Annotated in this window: 20 protein-coding genes; 11 read left to right on the forward strand and 9 right to left on the reverse strand. The window is 59.0% G+C overall.

Going from position 1 to position 17438, the window contains the following annotated elements:
- Window positions 1-390 (forward strand): CBS domain-containing protein (locus NWQ23_RS15995; RefSeq protein ID WP_306167390.1); only part of this gene is annotated, 390 nt, incomplete at its 5' end.
- Between the two features lie 37 nt (window positions 391-427).
- Here NWQ23_RS15995 and NWQ23_RS16000 read toward each other — a convergent pair.
- Entirely contained in the window at window positions 428-1330 is a 903-nt protein-coding gene (locus NWQ23_RS16000) for a DMT family transporter (protein ID WP_306167391.1), read from the reverse strand.
- 93 nt (window positions 1331-1423) lie between these two features.
- Between NWQ23_RS16000 and NWQ23_RS16005 the strand changes: the two genes are divergently transcribed.
- The 4 genes from NWQ23_RS16005 (at window position 1424) to NWQ23_RS16020 (ending at window position 5752) form a co-directional block, all read left to right on the forward strand.
- Window positions 1424-2239 carry a TIGR00282 family metallophosphoesterase gene (locus tag NWQ23_RS16005; RefSeq protein ID WP_306167392.1) on the forward strand — a complete coding sequence of 272 codons (816 nt, stop codon included), beginning with the start codon at window positions 1424-1426 and terminating at the stop codon, window positions 2237-2239.
- Window positions 2236-3156 (forward strand): DMT family transporter, encoded by a 921-nt coding sequence (locus NWQ23_RS16010; RefSeq protein WP_306167393.1) that lies wholly within the window; start codon window positions 2236-2238, stop codon window positions 3154-3156. The genes NWQ23_RS16005 and NWQ23_RS16010 overlap by 4 nt, the downstream gene beginning before the upstream one ends.
- Entirely contained in the window at window positions 3149-4930 is a 1782-nt protein-coding gene (locus NWQ23_RS16015; protein ID WP_306167394.1) for an SLC13 family permease, read from the forward strand. Before NWQ23_RS16010 ends, NWQ23_RS16015 begins: the two co-directional genes overlap by 8 nt.
- Window positions 4931-5002: 72 nt before the next feature.
- Window positions 5003-5752: a YebC/PmpR family DNA-binding transcriptional regulator gene (locus tag NWQ23_RS16020; protein ID WP_306167395.1), complete on the forward strand. Its 750-nt coding sequence runs from the start codon at window positions 5003-5005 to the stop codon at window positions 5750-5752.
- Between the two features lie 91 nt (window positions 5753-5843).
- Here NWQ23_RS16020 and NWQ23_RS16025 read toward each other — a convergent pair whose 3' ends face one another.
- On the reverse strand, window positions 5844-6386 hold the full coding sequence (locus NWQ23_RS16025) for a 5-formyltetrahydrofolate cyclo-ligase (RefSeq protein ID WP_306167396.1): 543 nt from the start codon (window positions 6384-6386) through the stop codon (window positions 5844-5846).
- Window positions 6383-7756 carry a magnesium transporter gene (mgtE, locus tag NWQ23_RS16030; RefSeq protein ID WP_306167397.1) on the reverse strand — a complete coding sequence of 458 codons (1374 nt, stop codon included), beginning with the start codon at window positions 7754-7756 and terminating at the stop codon, window positions 6383-6385. Before mgtE ends, NWQ23_RS16025 begins: the two co-directional genes overlap by 4 nt.
- A gap of 101 nt (window positions 7757-7857) precedes the next feature.
- Here mgtE and guaD point away from each other — a divergent pair, with 101 nt between their 5' ends.
- Window positions 7858-9150, forward strand: a complete 1293-nt coding sequence (gene guaD, locus NWQ23_RS16035) for a guanine deaminase (protein ID WP_306167398.1) — start codon at window positions 7858-7860, stop codon at window positions 9148-9150.
- 21 nt (window positions 9151-9171) lie between these two features.
- Here guaD and NWQ23_RS16040 read toward each other — a convergent pair whose 3' ends face one another.
- The 3 genes from NWQ23_RS16040 to NWQ23_RS16050 all read right to left on the reverse strand — a co-directional run bounded on the left by NWQ23_RS16040 (window position 9172) and on the right by NWQ23_RS16050 (window position 11756).
- Window positions 9172-10509: an 8-oxoguanine deaminase gene (locus NWQ23_RS16040; RefSeq protein ID WP_306167399.1), complete on the reverse strand. Its 1338-nt coding sequence runs from the start codon at window positions 10507-10509 to the stop codon at window positions 9172-9174.
- The gene (gene hisN, locus NWQ23_RS16045; RefSeq protein WP_306167400.1) at window positions 10502-11311 is read right to left on the reverse strand and encodes a histidinol-phosphatase; all 810 of its coding nucleotides are present in this window, start codon (window positions 11309-11311) and stop codon (window positions 10502-10504) included. The genes NWQ23_RS16040 and hisN overlap by 8 nt, the downstream gene beginning before the upstream one ends.
- Before the next feature lie 73 nt (window positions 11312-11384).
- Window positions 11385-11756 carry a helix-turn-helix domain-containing protein gene (locus tag NWQ23_RS16050; RefSeq protein WP_306167401.1) on the reverse strand — a complete coding sequence of 124 codons (372 nt, stop codon included), beginning with the start codon at window positions 11754-11756 and terminating at the stop codon, window positions 11385-11387.
- Between the two features lie 278 nt (window positions 11757-12034).
- On the opposite strand from NWQ23_RS16050, the gene NWQ23_RS16055 reads away from it, so the two are divergent.
- Complete coding sequence (locus NWQ23_RS16055; protein WP_306167402.1) at window positions 12035-12994, forward strand: NADPH:quinone oxidoreductase family protein; 960 nt, start codon at window positions 12035-12037, stop codon at window positions 12992-12994.
- On the opposite strand, the gene NWQ23_RS16060 is transcribed toward NWQ23_RS16055, so the two are convergent.
- Entirely contained in the window at window positions 12984-13862 is an 879-nt protein-coding gene (locus NWQ23_RS16060) for a LysR family transcriptional regulator (RefSeq protein WP_306167403.1), read from the reverse strand. The genes NWQ23_RS16055 and NWQ23_RS16060 overlap by 11 nt on opposite strands.
- A 114-nt stretch (window positions 13863-13976) precedes the next feature.
- On the opposite strand from NWQ23_RS16060, the gene NWQ23_RS16065 reads away from it, so the two are divergent.
- From NWQ23_RS16065 to NWQ23_RS16075, 3 genes are all read left to right on the forward strand, one after another.
- The gene (locus NWQ23_RS16065; RefSeq protein WP_306167404.1) at window positions 13977-14198 is read left to right on the forward strand and encodes a DUF1127 domain-containing protein; all 222 of its coding nucleotides are present in this window, start codon (window positions 13977-13979) and stop codon (window positions 14196-14198) included.
- A 153-nt stretch (window positions 14199-14351) separates the two neighbouring features.
- Window positions 14352-15089, forward strand: a complete 738-nt coding sequence (locus NWQ23_RS16070; protein ID WP_306167405.1) for a Bax inhibitor-1/YccA family protein — start codon at window positions 14352-14354, stop codon at window positions 15087-15089.
- 64 nt (window positions 15090-15153) lie between these two features.
- On the forward strand, window positions 15154-15546 hold the full coding sequence (locus tag NWQ23_RS16075; RefSeq protein ID WP_306167406.1) for an MAPEG family protein: 393 nt from the start codon (window positions 15154-15156) through the stop codon (window positions 15544-15546).
- A gap of 63 nt (window positions 15547-15609) precedes the next feature.
- Here NWQ23_RS16075 and rpmG read toward each other — a convergent pair whose 3' ends face one another.
- Together rpmG and NWQ23_RS16085 are read right to left on the reverse strand one after the other, a co-directional pair.
- Window positions 15610-15777 carry a 50S ribosomal protein L33 gene (rpmG, locus tag NWQ23_RS16080; RefSeq protein WP_007204264.1) on the reverse strand — a complete coding sequence of 56 codons (168 nt, stop codon included), beginning with the start codon at window positions 15775-15777 and terminating at the stop codon, window positions 15610-15612.
- A 296-nt stretch (window positions 15778-16073) separates the two neighbouring features.
- Window positions 16074-16934 (reverse strand): SDR family oxidoreductase, encoded by an 861-nt coding sequence (locus tag NWQ23_RS16085; protein WP_306167407.1) that lies wholly within the window; start codon window positions 16932-16934, stop codon window positions 16074-16076.
- Between the two features lie 90 nt (window positions 16935-17024).
- Here NWQ23_RS16085 and NWQ23_RS16090 point away from each other — a divergent pair.
- The coding region (locus NWQ23_RS16090) for a helix-turn-helix domain-containing protein (protein ID WP_306167408.1) at window positions 17025-17438 on the forward strand (414 nt) is incomplete at its 3' end.

Below are 17438 nucleotides of genomic sequence, written 5' to 3' on the forward strand. Positions count from 1 at the left end.
CTGCTGGACCTGCAAAAACAGCGCGGGCGCACGATCATCTTTGTCAGCCACGATCTGGACGAGGCCTTTAAACTGGGCAACCGCATCGCGATCATGGAGGGCGGTCGCATCGTGCAATGCGGCACGCCGCGCGATATTTTCACCAACCCCGCCAATGGCTATGTGGCGGAATTCGTGGCGCATATGAACCCGCTTGGCGTGTTGACCGCACGCGATGTGATGACCGCGGGCACGGCTGACGGCACCCCGATCGACGTGGAAACGCCCGTACAGGAGATCATGCACCTGATCGACGGAACCAATCTGCAAGTGGTGGAAAACGGCCAGCCCGTCGGGATTGTCACGCAAAGCTCGCTTCTGGCGCGTCTGACCCCGCCTTCTTCCGAGTAAAAATATCCCCGCCGGAGGCAGCGCCGCGAGGCGCTTTTCAGAACTTGGTTTCAGTCACCACCGGCGTGATCTTGCGCCGTGCGATCGCCTCGCGCCATGTGATAAAGCTGACCGAGGCCATGATGACAGCACCGCCGAAGATCACCCAGCCATCGACCGCTTCACCAAAGACAATCGCGCCCAGTGCCACAGCCCAGACAAGCTGAAGGAATGTGACGGGCTGCGTGACCGTCAAAGGGGCCGCAGCAAAGGCCAAGGTCATGGAATAATGCCCGGCGGTCGCAAAGCAGGCGACCAGAAACAGCCAGCCCAGTTGTTCCAGCGTCGGCGTCACCCAGACGGCCAGCGCAAAAGGGGCCAGACCGACGGTCACAGTGATTGACAGCATCCCCACCACAACCGCAGCAGAGACCTCGCCCGAGAGTTGTTTGGCCGTCAGATACCCTGCGGCAAAAAGAACAGCCGTACCCAGCATCGCGATATGACCGGGCTCGATCGCTTTGACACCGGGACGCAGGATGATCATCGCCCCGATCAGTGCGATGATGACCGCGATCAACCGGCGCGGCGGCAGGCGTTCACCCAGAAACAGGGCCGCGCCCAGCGTGACATAGACCGGCGAGAGGTAATTCATCGCGGTCACTTCCGCGATGGGAATCCGTGCCATGGCAAAGAACCACAAGATCACCGCCAAAGTGTGGACAAAACCCCGAAACCAGAAGAGTTTTTTCTGCCGCATGGTCAAATGCGCCGCCATGATCGGCTTGATCATCGGCAGCAGGAACACCAGCCCCAGCGCATAGCGTAAGAACGCGGCCTGCGCGGCAGGTACGCCGCTTCCGACATGTTTCACGATCGCTGTCACGGCCACAAACATCACGCCGGTAAAGGCCATCCAGAAGATGCCGACAATGGGGCGTGATGCTGCTTGAGGTGTCATGCGACATCCGTTGCACCAACCTGTGGCAATGGCAAGCGCGCAGGGTGCAAAAAGCGCTGGATGAAAACCCCCGCAGCCCGTAACACGGAGTGTATGAAGATACTCTTTCTTGGCGATGTCATGGGCCGATCCGGTCGGGCTGCTATTACCACTCACCTGCCCCGGCTGCGCACCGAATGGCGGCTGGATTTTGTCGTTGTGAACGGCGAGAACGCGACCTCTGGCATGGGCCTGTCCGGCGAACATGCCAAGCTGCTTTTCGAGGCAGGCGCAGACGTTGTGACCCTGGGCGATCACGCCTTTGATCAAAAAGACATGCTGGCCTATATCGAAAAAGAGCCGCGCATCATCCGCCCGATCAATTACTCCAAGGCCGCCCCCGGTGTGGGTGCGCGGGTGTTTCCCGCCCCCGGTGGCCGCAAGGTCCTTGTTGCGCAAGTGCTGGGTCAGGTCTTTATGAAGCGCCCCTTTGATGATCCTTTCTCGGCGCTGGATGCGGTCTTGCGCCAGTACCCGATGGGAGGCCAAGTGAACGCCAGCCTGATCGACATCCACTGCGAGGCCACATCGGAAAAGATGGCGACAGGCCATTTTTGCGATGGCCGTGCCAGCATCGTTGTGGGCACCCATACCCATGTCCCGACCGCTGATGCGATGATCCTGCCCGGAGGCACGGCCTATCAGTCCGATGCCGGTATGTGCGGTGACTACAACTCGGTCATTGGCATGGATAAGGTCGAACCTTTGCGCCGTTTTATCACAGGCATGCCCAAGGCGCGCTTTGCACCGGCAGCCGAAGAGGCGACGCTATCGGGCCTTTACGTCGAAACCGACGACCGGACCGGCAAGGCCACCCGCGTCGAGATGGTGCGCCAAGGCGGCCGCCTTGCACAGGCTGGCCCTGCATGAACCCTGAACGCGCGCGGTTGACCTTGATCTTGGTGATGCTTGGCACAGGCTGGGGGTTAACCCAGCCTTTGACGAAGATCACCGTCATGTCCGGCTATCAGCCTTTGGGTATCGTGTTTTGGCAACTGCTGATTGGTGCGGTGCTACTGGGCACGCTGCGCTGGCGCCAAATTGGCCGCCTGCCGGTGTCGGCCAAGACACTCGCCCTTTGGCTCATGGTTGCTGTGCTGGGAACGCTCATTCCAAATACGGCCAGCTACCGCGCCGCATTTCATCTGCCCGCTGGCATCATGTCGATCGTGATCGCCTCGATCCCGATGATGGCCTTTCCCATCGCACTTGCCCTTGGCAACGACCATTTCTCGCTCCGCCGTTTGCTGGGGCTGATCCTTGGACTGATGGGCGTCGCCTTTATCGCCCTGCCCGAAGCAAGCCTGCCCGAACGGGCGATGATCGCCTTTCTGCCTTTGGCGCTGGTGGCCCCGTTTTGCTATGCCTGTGAGGGGAACATCCTTGCGAAATGGGGGACGGCGGGGCTTGATCCGGTGCAGGTCCTGTTCGGGGCCTCGGCGATCGGCACGGTGATTGCCTTGCCACTGGCCTTGGGCAGCGGACAGTTCTTTGTTCCATCAGCCCCCTTTATCCTTGCTGATGCCACGATGGTCACGACCTCGATCATCCATGTGGTCGTCTATACCGGCTATGTCTGGCTGGTGGGGCGCGCGGGTGCGGTATTCGCGGGGCAAGTCAGCTATCTTGTCACCGGATCAGGGGTGCTTTGGGCGATGCTGCTACTGGGCGAGAGCTATAGCCTTTGGGTCTGGCTTGCCTTGCTCTGCATGGCCTTTGGCCTGATGCTGGTCCAACCCCGGGTTGCCGAACAAGCAGAGGTCGGCAAGACTGTCGCCCATGGGTGATTTTGTTCAACTGACGCAGATGCAGGGCGCACTTCTCACGATGGCCGTTGTCGTGGGCATGTTTGTGATGTTCCTGCGCGAAGTCTATCCGACCGAGGTTGTGGCCATGATCGGCGTGACGATCCTGCTGGTCACGGGCGTTCTGCCCTATGATGCCGCTGTCATGGCGCTGGCCAACCCCGCCCCTTGGACGATTGCGGCGATGTTCATCATCGTGGGGGCCTTGGTGCGCACGGGTGCCTTGAACGCGATGACGCAACTGGTCGAACGCCAAGCAAAGATCAGCCCCGCGCGCGCCATCGGGGGCAGTTTGCTGTTCGTCGCTTTGGCCAGTGCGATCATGAACAACACGCCGCTTGTGGTCGTGATGATCCCCGTTTTTGTGCAATTGGCGCGGACACTTGGCACCTCGGCGTCCAAGTTGCTGATCCCGCTCAGCTATGCGGCCATTGTGGGTGGAACACTCACGCTGCTGGGCACCTCGACCAACCTGCTGGTGGATGGTGTCGCACGGGCATCCGGCATGGACCCTTTCGGCATCCTAGAGATCATGCCCGTCGGCATAGTCGTGGTCGCATGGACCTTTACCTATCTTTTCTTCATGGGGCCGCGCCTGTTGCCGGATCGGGCGAGCATGGCGACGATGCTGTCGGACCGCTCCAAAATGCGCTTCTTTTCCGAGGCGGTCATTCCCCCCGACAGCAACCTGATCGGGCGCGAGGTCACCGATGTGCAGTTGTTCAAACGCGACGGTGTACGGCTGATCGACGTGGTGCGGGGGGATACCTCTTTGCGGCGCAACCTGAAGGTCGTGACCCTACAAGTGGGTGACCGTGTGGTGCTGCGCACTGAAATGACCGAACTGCTGTCGCTGCAGAACAACAAGGAATTGCGCCGTGTTGATCAGGTCTCGGCGGTGGAAACCACCACGGTCGAGGTGCTGATTACGCCCAACTGCAAGATGGTGGGCCGCAAATTGGGCGCGATGCGCCTGCGCCGCCGCTATGCGGTCTATACGCTTGCGGTGCACCGGCGGGAATCGAACATCAGCCAGCAGATGGACGAGATGATCATTCGCGTGGGAGATACGCTGCTGCTGGAAGGTGCGCCTGCGGATATTCAACGGCTTGCAGAGGATATGAACCTGGGTGATGTCTCTGTCCCCTCGCAGCGGGCGTACCGCCGCAACCGCGCGCCTGTGGCGATTGGGGTTTTGCTGGGGGTTGTGGTGCTGGCGGCCTTCGGGGTGGCCCCGATTTTGATGCTGGCGATGATCGGCGTGACGCTGGTGCTGATGACCGGCTGCATCGACGCGGAAGAGGCGTTTTCCTATGTCGATGGCCGCCTGCTGGCGCTGATCTTTGCGATGCTGGGGGTCGGCTCTGCGCTGCAATCCTCGGGCGCTGTGGCGATGATCGCAGATACGCTCTCGCCCGCGATGCTGGTTTTGCCGCCGTTCTTTGTGGTGCTGGCGGTCTATATGCTGGCCTCAGTCCTGACCGAACTGGTGTCCAACAATGCCGTCGCCGTGGTCATGACCCCGATCGCGATTGGCTTGGCCAGCGCCTTGGGCGTCGATCCCCGCCCGCTTGTCGTGGCGGTGATGATTGCGGCAAGTGCGAGCTTTGCCACGCCCATCGGCTATCAGACCAATACGCTGGTCTATGGGCCCGGCGGTTATAAATTTTCGGATTTTCTGAAGTTCGGCATTCCGCTGAACCTGTCGCTGGCCCCTATCGTGTCCTTTGTCATCCCCTTCATCTGGCCGCTTTAGCACGGGGTTGCGGGCCTGGCGCGAGATGCCTTATAGAGGCGCAGATTTACTCCGGATCATAAGAGGTTTGAGATGGCTGGCCACTCCAAATGGGCGAATATTCAGCACCGTAAAGGGCGTCAGGACAAGCTGCGCTCCAAGCTGTTTTCCAAGCTTGCCAAGGAAATCACAGTGGCCGCCAAAATGGGCGATCCGGACCCCGACAAGAACCCGCGCTTGCGCCTTGCCGTGAAAGAAGCGAAATCCAGCTCTGTTCCCAAGGACGTGATTGATCGCGCGATCAAGAAATCCCAAGGCGGGGATGCAGAAAACTATGACGAAATCCGCTATGAGGGTTATGGACCCGGCGGAGTCGCCGTGATTGTCGAGGCGATGACGGATAACCGCAATCGCACGGCATCGACCGTGCGGTCCACATTCACCAAGAATGGCGGCAACCTTGGCGAGACCGGATCGGTCGGGTTCATGTTCGACCGCAAGGGCGAGGTGGTTTATGCCGCCTCTGTCGGTGATGCGGATACTGTCATGATGGCCGCGATCGAGGCGGGCGCAGAGGATGTGCAAAGCGACGAAGACAACCACGTCATCTATTGCGCCGATACGGACCTGAACGAGGTGGCAAGCGCGCTTGAGGCTGTTTTGGGCGAGTCTGAATCGACCAAGCTGATCTGGAAGCCCAACATGACTACCGAAGTGGATGCGGACGGGCTGACCAAGCTGATGAAGCTCTTGGATACGCTGGAAGAAGATGACGACGTGCAGCGTGTGACCGCGAATTTTGAAGCCTCTGACGAGGTGATGGCGGCGTTTTCCGAGAGCTAGGTCCCCGTGCGGAACGGTCGAGGGGGCGCTGCCCCCGGCCTGCGGCCTCCCCCGAGGTATTTTTGAACAAAAGAAGCTGGGGGCGGTGCCTTTATGGTGTGATGATCCCGTTTTCGGTCACGATCAGATCGAGCGGTTGATCTGTGGATTCAAGCGGGAGATCAGGGTCTTCCTGCGCCGCATAAGCGAACCCGATGGCCATTGTGGGTTGCGTGGCGCGCAGTTGTGCCAGCGTGCGGTCGTAAAAGCCGCCGCCATAGCCCAAGCGCCCCCCGTTCCGGTCAAAGGCCACCAGCGGCACGATCACGATTTGCGGGATCATCCAGTCGCCACTTTCGGGGATCAGCGCGCCGAATTCGCCCTTGATCATCGCGCAGTCCGGCTCCCACAGGCGGAACTTCAGCGGCTGGCCCGCACCCAAGATGACCGGCACGCCCACCGGCCCATGGGCTGCAGCTTCTTCCATCGCGGGGGTTGGGTCGATCTCTGTGCGCATGGCCATGTAGCCTGCCAGCGGCACTCCGCGATAGCCAGCCAGCACTTCGCTGAGGGAACCGGCCGTGGCCGCATCAGGGCGATGCGCCGCCTTGCGCCGCGCAAAGGCCGCTTGCCGTGCGGCGGATTTGTCGATCACAGGAGCCACAATGCGGCAAGGCCCAGAAAGGCAAAGAAGCCGACGACATCGGTGACGGTCGTCACGAAAGCGCCCGAGGCAAGGGCAGGATCAACCCCCATCCGTTCAAGGATGATCGGGATACCGGTGCCCGCAAGCCCTGCCACAACCAGATTGATCACCATCGCCACAGCGATCACCACACCCAGCATCGGCGAGCCGAACCAGACGACACCCACGACACCCATCACGACCGCAAAGATCAACCCGTTGATCAGGCCGACAAGCACCTCTTTCTTGATGACGCGCCAGACGTTGGCCGTGGTCAGATCGCGCGTGGCAAGCGCACGGACGGCCACGGTCAGCGACTGGGTCCCCGCGTTCCCGCCCATCGAGGCCACGATTGGCATCAGCACGGCCAAAGCCACGAGCACGGCAATCGTTTCCTCGAACAAGGAGATGACAAGCGACGCAAGAATAGCGGTGACAAGGTTGACCGCGAGCCACGGGAACCGCTGTTTCGTCGTTTCGATCACGCGGTCCGACAGGCTGCCTTCGCCGACACCGGCAAGGCGCAACAGGTCTTCTTCGGCTTCTTCTTCCAGAAAGGCCATGGCGTCGTCGATGGTGATCACGCCGACGATCCGGTCGTCGTCATCCACCACGGGTGCGGTGATCATGTGATAGTGGTTGATCGCTTGCGCCACCTCTTCCACGTCCTGATTGACGTTGAAGGTGCGGAATGTGGGCTCTGCCAGATCGCGCAGGGCTTTGGTACGCGGATGGCTGAGGATGCGGCCAAGGGTGACATAGCCGGTGGCCTTGAGCCGTGGGTCGACCAGAATCATGTGGTAAAACTGATCCGGCAGCACAACGTCAGACCGCAGAAAATCAATTGCGTCGCCTACGGTCCAATGCTCTGGCGCGCGCACCAGTTCGGATTGCATATGCCGTCCGGCGGATTCTTCGGGGTAGGAGAGCGCCTGTTCGACCACGACCCGGTCGCTGGCATCCAGCGCATCAAGAACAGCGGTTTGCTGTTCCTCGTCCAGATATTCGACCAGATCGACGACATCATCACTGTCCAGATCACGGACCGCTTCTGCCAGTTCGGCGGGTTCAAGCTGGTCGATGACTTCTTCGCGCAGGCTTTCGTCAAGTTCTGACAGGATGTCACCGTCAAGACCACCAGGCCAGACGGTCAGCAGGTCGCGGCGGTCGCGGGTGTTGATCTGTTCCAGCAGGTGGGCGACGTCAGCGGGGTGCAGATGGTCAAGCAAGCCACTGATGGTGGCGCCATCCTCTTGCGCCACAGCCTCCATGACATCACTGACCAGACGGTCGGTAATACCGAAAGCTTCGACTTCGCTGGTGTCGTCCGGTTCTGCCATCATCCGTCCTTGTTGCCCTCATCAACATAGTGTTTCAGACCCGAGGCACAACGTTGATTTGGGCGATTTACCCCGGTCACGCCGACACTTATGCTGAACCTATGACAAAGACATTACTTTTGGGCCAAACCCTTGGCTTTTGTGGCAATCCTCTGACAGGGGATTGGACGGAGGCCGTAAGCTACGACAGCGCAGGGGGTGTGCTGATTGACGGGGGCCGTATTGTCGCCACAGGCAACGGGGCCGCTTTGCAGAGCGCACACCCAGATGCCGTCGTCACTGATTACGGCGCGGGGCTGATCACCGCAGGGTTTGTCGATGCCCATATGCATTATCCGCAGACGGGGATCATCGCGAGCTGGGGCAAGCAGCTGATTGACTGGCTCAATACCTATACGTTCCCCGAAGAGAGCCGCTTTGGCGATGCGGCCTATGCCGCCGAAGTGGCCGGGCGCACACTGGATCTGGCACTGGCGCATGGCACCACGACGCTGACCAGTTTCTGCACGATCCATCCCGCCAGTGTCGATGCGTTCTTTGAGGCGGCCGCTGCACGCAATATGGCCGTGGTCGCGGGCAAGACCTGCATGGATCGCAACGCGCCCGACAGCCTGCGCGATACGGCAAAGTCGGCCTATGACGACAGCAAGACCCTGCTGGAAAAGTGGCATGGGTCGGGTCGCGCCACCTATGCCATCACGCCGCGGTTTTCCCCCACGTCAACGCCGGATCAACTGGCCGCCCTGGGCGCACTTTGGGCGGAAAATCCCGACTGCCTGATGCAAACCCATCTGAGCGAACAACTCCCCGAGATTGCCTGGGTGCAAGAGCTGTTCCCTGATGCGCGCGACTATCTTGATACCTACGAGGCCTTCGGCCTTTTGGGGGCGCGCGGCCTTTATGGCCATGCGATCCATCTGGAACCACGCGAGATTGCGCGGTTGGCAGAGCTGGGAGCGGCGGTCGTCCATTGCCCGACATCCAATACATTTATCGGGTCGGGTCTGTTTGATCTGATGGGGCTGGCCAAAGCCTCTGTCTCGGTTGGTTTGGCCACAGATACCGGCGGCGGGTCGTCCTTTTCGATGCTGCGCACGATGGCTGCGGCCTATGAAATCGGGCAGTTGCGCGGGGTCGCCCTGCATCCGGCGCAACTGATGTGGCTGGCAACCGAGGGGTCGGCGGAGGCGCTCAAGATGGGGGGGCAGATCGGGCATCTGGGTGCCGGCGCGATGGCCGATATCACGGTGCTGGATCTGCAATCGACACCTGCCATTGCGCAGCGGGCGGCGCGGGCAACTGATCTTTGGGATGCGCTCTTTCCGACGATCATGATGGGTGATGATCGGGCGATCAAGGATGTCTGGGTTGCAGGTGCGCAGCGCCAGGCCTAGGGCCAGACAAAGCGCGCCCCGCTAGCTTGCCAGTTTCGCCGCAAGGCTGTTTTGCCTTGCGATCAGGCGCCCCATATCAATGGTGATCATCTGGCCTTCGGCCACGATTTGACGACCTTCGACGAACAGGGCGTCAACTTTGGCGGGGCCGGCCAGCAGCAAGGCGGCAGGGTCCCATGATCCTGCATTCTCCACCGCCTGCGCATTCCAGATCGCGATATCGGCGCGTTTGCCAACGGCAAGCTGCCCGCAATCGTCGCGGCCCAGCACTTGCGCTCCGCCGCGTGTCGCGATTTCAAGCGCTTCGCGGGCAGACATCGCATCGGCGCCGTTCTGGACGCGCTGCAAAAGCATCGCCTGTCGGGCCTCTGCCACCAGATTGCCGATGTCGTTGCTGGCAGAGCCATCGACGCCCAGACCGACCGGCACGCCTGCGTCCCTCATCTGGCGGATCGGTGCGATCCCCGACCCGAGGCGGCAATTGGAACAGGGGCAATGGGCCACACCGGTGCGCGAGCGGGCAAAGAGGTCGATCTCTTGCCCGTCCAGTTTCACGCAATGGGCGTGCCAGACATCGGCACCGGTCCAGCCCAGATCTTCGGCATATTGCCCCGGACGGCAGCCGAATTTGGCGAGGGAATAGGCGATATCCTCGTCATTCTCGGCCAGATGGGTGTGCATCATCACGCCCTTGTCGCGGGCAAGAACGGCCGCGTCGCGCATCAGGTCGCGGCTGACCGAAAACGGGCTGCAAGGGGCCACGCCGACGCGCACCATCGCGCCGGGATCGGGGTCGTGGAAGGCGTCGATGACGCGAATACTGTCTTCGAGAATGGCGCGCTCATTCTCGACCAATGCGTCAGGGGGCAGCCCGCCATCGCTTTCGCCGATGCTCATCGCACCGCGCGTGGCGTGAAAGCGCATACCTACCTCTTGTGCCGCGGCAATCGTATCGTCCAGCCTTGCACCGTTGGGGTAAAGGTAAAGGTGGTCAGAGGTCAGGGTGCAGCCGGAAAGTGCGAGTTCGGCCAACCCGACTTGCGCAGAAACAAACATCTCTTCCGGACCAAAGCGCGCCCAGATCGGATAAAGCCGCTGGAGCCAGCCGAACAAGAGCGCATCTTGCGCCCCCGGCACAGCACGGGTCAGTGTTTGGTAAAGATGGTGATGCGTGTTGACGAGGCCGGGCGTGACGATCTTGCCGCCTGCGTTGAACACCGTGGCCTTCTCTGCGCGCAAGCCCTGCCCGACCTCGGTAATCACACCATCGCGGATCAACAGATCGGCGCGCTGCAATTCGCGGCGGTGATCGTCCATCGTCACAATGACATCGGCGTCTTTGATCAGGGTTTCAGCCATTGGCGATGGACTGCAAAATCGCCAGCGCTTCGGCGTGAATATCACGGTTGGCGGCTGCGAGGACACGCCCGCCTTCATGCGCAGGACCACCATTCCAGTCGGTCACGATGCCGCCGGCGGCGGTGATTACCGCAATCGGGGCCTGAATATCATAGGCATTGAGGCCCGCCTCGATCACCAGATCGACCTGGCCCGCGGCGACAAGGGCATAAGCATAGCAATCCATGCCGTAGCGGGTCAATTTGGCCTGACCGGCGACCGCGTGAAATGCTCGGCCTTCAAGCGCATCACCCACTTCGGGAAATGTGGTCATGATGGTGGCATCCGCCAACCTGCGGTTGGTCCGGCATTGCAACCGGGCATGACCCATCGGACCCGTGACCTCGGCCACGCCAAAACCACCCGCAAAACGCTCGCCGATATAGGGTTGATCGATGATGCCAAAAAGCGGGCCACTTTCATCCGCGACAGAAATCAGGACACCCCATGTGGGCGTGCCGCTGATATAGCCGCGGGTGCCGTCAATGGGATCAAGAACCCATGTCAGACCGCTCGTCCCAACGTGATAGCCGAACTCTTCACCCAATATCGCATCTTTCGGGCGCTCTGCGGCAAGCACCGCACGCATCGCTTGTTCCGCATTGCGATCGGCGATTGTGACCGGGTCAAATGCGATGACACCTTTGTCTTCAGCTTCGAGTTCCGATGCGCGGAAATACGCCAATGTCGCAGGTCGCGCGGCATCGGCAAGTGCATGGGCCACGCGCATCAGTTCCGCATGGGTTGAGAGATCAGCTGTCATCGCAAGGTCCTTCATCTGCGCCACGCCCGCCATTGGCGGTAACGCGGTGCAGCATGATAGGTCAAGAGAAAGGCTAGGCCGCTTCGCTTAGTACGCGCGCGAGATCGAAAAGACGGCGGCGTTGGTTTTCAGGGATGGCATAATAGGAGCGCAGCAGTTCCAGCGCCTCTTTATCGGTCAGGATATCGCTTGGCATGTCAGAGCCTGTACCCGCCGCAGCAGGTTGCACATCAAGACCTTCAAAGAAGAAAGAAACGTTTACATCCAATACCTTAGAGATATCCCAAAGACGAGACGCACTAACGCGGTTCATGCCGGTCTCATATTTCTGAATCTGTTGGAACTTAATCCCGACAGCCTCTGCGAGTTGTTGTTGGGTCGTTCCGCTCATCCATCGACGATGACGGATCCGCTTGCCAACATGGACATCTACCGGGTGTTTCATTCAAACTTCCTCACTATAAAAAGAGCATGGCGCACAACAATGCCAGCATTAGGTATACAACAAGCGAGACGCCCAGAGGGTAACAGCTTGTCCCGCTTACGACTCTCGCAAGACAACAATAGCACAAAACACGCAACGGTTGCAGCCCGTGTCCTGACCTTAAAGACAGGTTCCTGCGCTAACTTTTGGAATATTTGCTCGAAAAGAGCGCTGTTTTACAATTTGCGGCATTGTCATGTTAGGAGTCCGGAACCAATAAATACGAGGATTCGGAGCCTATGCGCGCATTTCAAGTTGCATCTTTTGGCGAAAAGCCCGCTTTGAGCGATGTGCCAGACCCAACACCGGGAGCAGGCGAAATTTTGCTTAAGATTGCTGCATGCGGGTTAAACTTTGCCGACCTGTTAATGGCCAAGGGCACATATCAAGACACGCCTGAACCGCCTTTCACTTTGGGCATGGAGGTCTGCGGCACCGTGATCGGGCATGGCCCCGGCGTCGCTGTTCCTGCAATTGGTACGAGGGTTGCGGTTTTTGGTGGGCAAGGTGGCATGGCGCAAAAGGGCGTCTTTCCGGCAGCGCTTTGCCGTCCCGTCCCCGTTACGATGTCTGATGAAATTGCGGCAGGTTTTATGGTGGCCTACGGTACGTCACATCTGGCTCTGGCGCGTCGGGCGCAGTTGCGGGCGGGCGAAACACTGGTTGTTCTGGGAGCGGCGGGCGGTGTCGGGCTGACAGCCGTGGAAATCGGCAAAGCGATCGGTGCCAAGGTCATTGCGGTGGCGCGCGGGGCGGACAAACTCGCGGTGGCCCAGGCGGCAGGTGCCGATCACCTGATCGACAGTGAGACCGACGACATCAAGGCCGCCATCAAGGCGCTGGGCGGGGCGGACGTTGTCTATGACCCCGTTGGCGGGGCCGCTTTCAAGGCCGCTCTTGGCGCGTGCAACCGTGAAGCCCGCGTGATCGTGATCGGATTTGCCAGCGGGGATATCCCGCAAATTCCGGCCAATATCATCCTGGTCAAGAATATCACTGTCATCGGCTTTTACTGGGGAGGCTATCTGGCGTTCAACCCCAAGGCACTGACCGACAGCCTTGCCGAACTGATGCAATGGCATGCCGACGGGAAACTGCACCCACATATCAGTCATATTCTGCCCCTTGATCGGGCGGCCGAGGCGCTTGATCTGATGCGAAGCCGGAAATCGACCGGAAAAGTTGTCGTTAAGCCATAAGCAACTGCGGCACGATCTGCGGGGTCGCATAGCAGCGCTGAATGATATCAGCCATGGCCATGCTCGCCTGATCCTCTGATTTCAGCACATAGAGGTTGATGTTCTGCGGCTTGAGATCCGGCAACAGCCCGCCGTGGTCAATCGCCTCGGTATGGGGCGGCAAACTGCCCTTGAGCGCCACATGAACGGCCAGATCGGCGCTTACGGCTGCTTCAACCGCATTGTCCATCTCGGAATCCACCGCCATATGCCACGGGATTTCGTGTTCATTGAGGGCTTGCAACACGCCACTGCGGAAGATGCAGTTGCTGCAAAAGGCAACCGGCAGTGGTTCTTTGCGCCATGCCTGACCGTCCTGCGCACCGATCCACAACAGTGGCAATTCGACCAGAACTTTACCGCCCTGTCCGCAGGTCTCTTCGGTGGTCAGGATCACATCCACCTCGCCGCGGCCAAACATCTTGAGCAGTTTGCGCGTCGGCGCAGAGATCAGCCTGACCTGCATCCGGGGAAATTCGGTGGCAAAGAGTTTCAGGACGGCAGGGATCACGGGATAGATAATGTCATGCGGGACACCCAGCTTGATCTCGCCTTCGAATTCGGTGGCTGTCAGAAGCCTCAGCACCTCGTCATTCGTGCGCAGCATGCTGCGGGCAAAACCCAAAAGCTGCTCGCCCGCGGGGGTCAGCGCGATTGTGCGGGCCGTGCGGTCCAGCAAGGCAACATTAAGTGATTCTTCAAGCCGCTTGAGCTGCATCGAAACTGCGGACTGCGTCAGGTTCAGCATTCCCGCCGCGCGCGTGACGCCGCCCGTATCTGCCACCGCCACAAAAGACCGCAGGGCCGTCATATCCAGATTTCGTGCCATATCACAAACCTTGATGTTAGCTTTCAATTACATTCATTTTCCTTATGTCAAATCCCGTTCTATATATCAAGCATCGAGATACGAAACTGCAAATTCATCACGAAAGGGAATATTATGACCGTTTCCATCCACCAGCAAATTATCTGTGCTTCACCTGCCGCAAAGCGCCTGTCACTCTGGACCCGCCTGCACAACATGATCGCAATCGCGCGCCAGCGCCGGCAGCTGCTTGCACTCGACGATCACCAGCTTCAAGACATCGGTATCAGCCGCCAAGATGCACGGGCTGAGGCCCAGCAAAACATGTGGAATGTACCAAACCACTGGCGCAAATAGGCGGTCGCAGGGCCTCCCCTGCGACATTCCCGCGCAAAACGATCAGATTTACGCAATTTGGTAGTCATTGGTCTTGAAATAGCAGGTGCGCCTGCCAATATTTCCAACCAAGGATGCCGTTTCGCGGCGCCGCTGTTTAAATTGGAGGTTTTAATGGCTCAAGAACAACTGATCCGGACGGTCGGCGGAGTCCGCGCGGCCGAGATCGATACGGGCCTTCGCGCCCACATGAACAAGGTCTACGGCACAATGTCCGTGGGCATGCTGATCACATTCGCTGTTGCATGGGCTGTTGGTACAGCACCGGCTCTGCTTGGCATTTTCCGTGATCCTGTCACCCTGTCCCCGAATATTCTGGGCTGGATCGTGATGTTTGCACCTTTGGCGATGGTCTTTGGCTTCGGTGCCATGATCAACCGCTTCTCGGCTGCTGCGGCACAAACATTCTTCTACGCTTTCGCGGCTGTCATGGGTCTGTCCATGGCGTGGATCTTCGTGGCCTTCACCGGCTTCTCGATCGCGCAAGTGTTCCTGATCACCTCGATCGCCTTCGCGGGTCTGAGCCTTTATGGCTACACCACCAAGAAGGACATCTCTGGTTGGGGCGCGTTCCTGATCATGGGTGTGATTGGTCTGGTTGTGGCGATGATCGTCAACATCTTCTTGCAGTCCCCTGCAATCATGTTCGCGATCTCGATCCTGGGTGTGCTGATCTTCGCAGGTCTGACCGCCTATGACACACAGAAGATCAAGAACGACTATATTGCGCATGCCGCGCACGGTGACCAAGAGTGGCTGGCAAAGTCTGCAATCATGGGCGCGTTGAACCTGTATCTCGACTTCATCAACATGTTCATGTTCCTGCTGCAGCTGTTCGGCAACCGCGAGTAAGACTTGACCTCATAGGTTTGAGAGGGCTGGTGGAGACACCGGCCCTTTTTCGTTTGGAACACCCATGATCGACTTACCCGTCACCAGCCTCGCCGCCATTGCCAATGGCCTGCTACTTTTGTTGCTGACCTATCGCGTGATCCTTTTCAGACGCCGCGGTGGCGTGGTCATGGGCGACAACGATGACCGCGCCTTGGCCAAGGCGATACGGGGTCAGGCAAACGCGGCCGAACAAATCCCCATTGCATTGATCCTGATGGGTTTGGCCGAGATGCAAGGCGGCAATGCCCTCGCCCTGACGGTTCTTGCGCTGCTGCTGACCTTGGGGCGATGCATGCATGGGGTCTATTTCGCCATTCATGGCACGCCGTGGCGGCTGCGCTTTTACGGTATGTTGGCCACGCTGGCTGCTCAGGCGGGGCTTTTGCTGGTTTTGCTGGTCACTGTCCTGACCTGAGGCCCCGAAACGCAAAAGGCCGCGCACGGGGCGCGGCCTTGTCACTGTCCAAAGGGTGATCAGTTACTTGATCTTGCCTTCTTTGTATTCCACGTGCTTGCGCACGACGGGGTCGTACTTTTTGATGGCCATCTTTTCGGTCATCGTACGTGCGTTCTTTTTCGTGACGTAGAAATGCCCGGTCCCCGCAGTGGAGTTCAGGCGGATCTTGATAGTGGTCGGCTTCGCCATGTCTCATCTCTCCTGGTTGCGGGCCGTAGGCGGCACATCGCATGAATCTCGTTGAAGCTGCCTTTTACCGCGGGATGGCCCCGAGTCAACCGCAAACCCACGCATGAGCCCGCAATAACGGCAGGTTCTGGCAGGATGCAGCCCTCGAAGGTCTATGATCGCGCTATCCAAGTATTTGGTAGATGCAGCGCAGTCCGGTCAGACACCCTGCTTCAGGTTCTCTATTGAGAAGCGAACGTCGGCCGCGTGTCGTGCCGCAAGCCTTTGGTGTTTACACACCAAAAGCTTGCAGTGACTTACTTTGCCAATGCGGCAGCGACGCTGTCGGACAGGGTGGTCGTCGGGCGTCCTATGAGTTGCGACAAGGCGCGACCCTCATGGAACAGCGCCCCTTTTTCCACTTCCAGATCAACATCTGCCAGCAAGGTTGCGAAGGCTTCAGGCAGGCCGGCTGATGCGAGGATTCTGGCAAACTCGTTCGCGGGCAAGTTCTGGAACGGGAGGGATTGTCCAACTTGCTTTCCCGCTTCGGCCGCGAGATCGGCAAGAGTATATGCCGTATCACCTGCAAGTTCGTAGGTCCTGTTTTCATGGCTGGATTGCGCGGCGATCTCTTTCAGAACGGTGACTGCTGCAGCAGCGTAGTCGGCGCGGCTTGCGGACGAGATACGCCCCTCTCCCGCAGAGCCGACCAGGGCGCCTGCTTGCAGGGCCGCTGGAAGGGATGCTGTGTAATTTTCTGTGTACCAACCGTTCCGAAGCAATGTGTAAGTAAGCCCCGACTCTTTTATCAACGCCTCGGTTTGTTTGTGCTCGGCCGCCAAACTCAGCGTCGAGCTGTCTGCATTGAGAAGGCTGGTATAGACAATGTGCTTCACATCATTTTGCTGGGCAGCTTCAATGACAGCACGATGTTGGGGCACCCGCTTGCCGATTTCGCTGCCGGAGATCAACAAGACAATGTCGACACCTGCAAGCGCAGTAAGCAGTGTATCCGGTTCATCATAGTTTGCGATCCGCACATTCACGCCAAGATCAGCCGCTTTGTCCGCCGATCGCACAAGTGCGATAATGTCATTGCCTGTATTTGCGGCTTTCAAGTCTGCGACGACAAGGCGGCCAAGTTGACCCGTTGCGCCTGTAATTGCGATTTTCATGACAAGTTCCTTAGATGTTTTCAGTTGCAAAACATCCGCTACTACCATTACTAACTAATAGTAAGTACCCACAAAAAGGTTAGTATAAAGATGTCCAAACTTTCTTCCGAATTTCAACCGATGTCACTGTCGGAACTTTTGAAGCGTGGCGATATGCGTGGTGATCTCACCGCCCAAGAATGCCCGTCGCGGGAGGTGTTGAAACACATCACCAGCAAATGGGGCGTTCTGATTTTGATGTCACTGCAGATCGAAACCCTGCGCTTTAGTGCCCTGCGGCGAAAGCTTGCGGGGGTGAGCGAGCGTATGTTGTCACAGACACTTCAAACGCTGGAAGAGGACGGATTTGTGAACCGTGTTTCGTTCAACGTTGTGCCACCGCATGTCGAGTACAGCCTGACACCCTTCGGCCAAGAAGCCGCAGTGCAGGTCGCCGTTCTTGCAGATTGGGTAGAGATCAACATGATCCGCGTCGCCAAAAACTGGAGCGCGCGAGGTGTGGAC

The organism is Yoonia sp., from assembly GCF_030731595.1.
Classification (GTDB): Bacteria; Pseudomonadota; Alphaproteobacteria; order Rhodobacterales; family Rhodobacteraceae; genus Yoonia.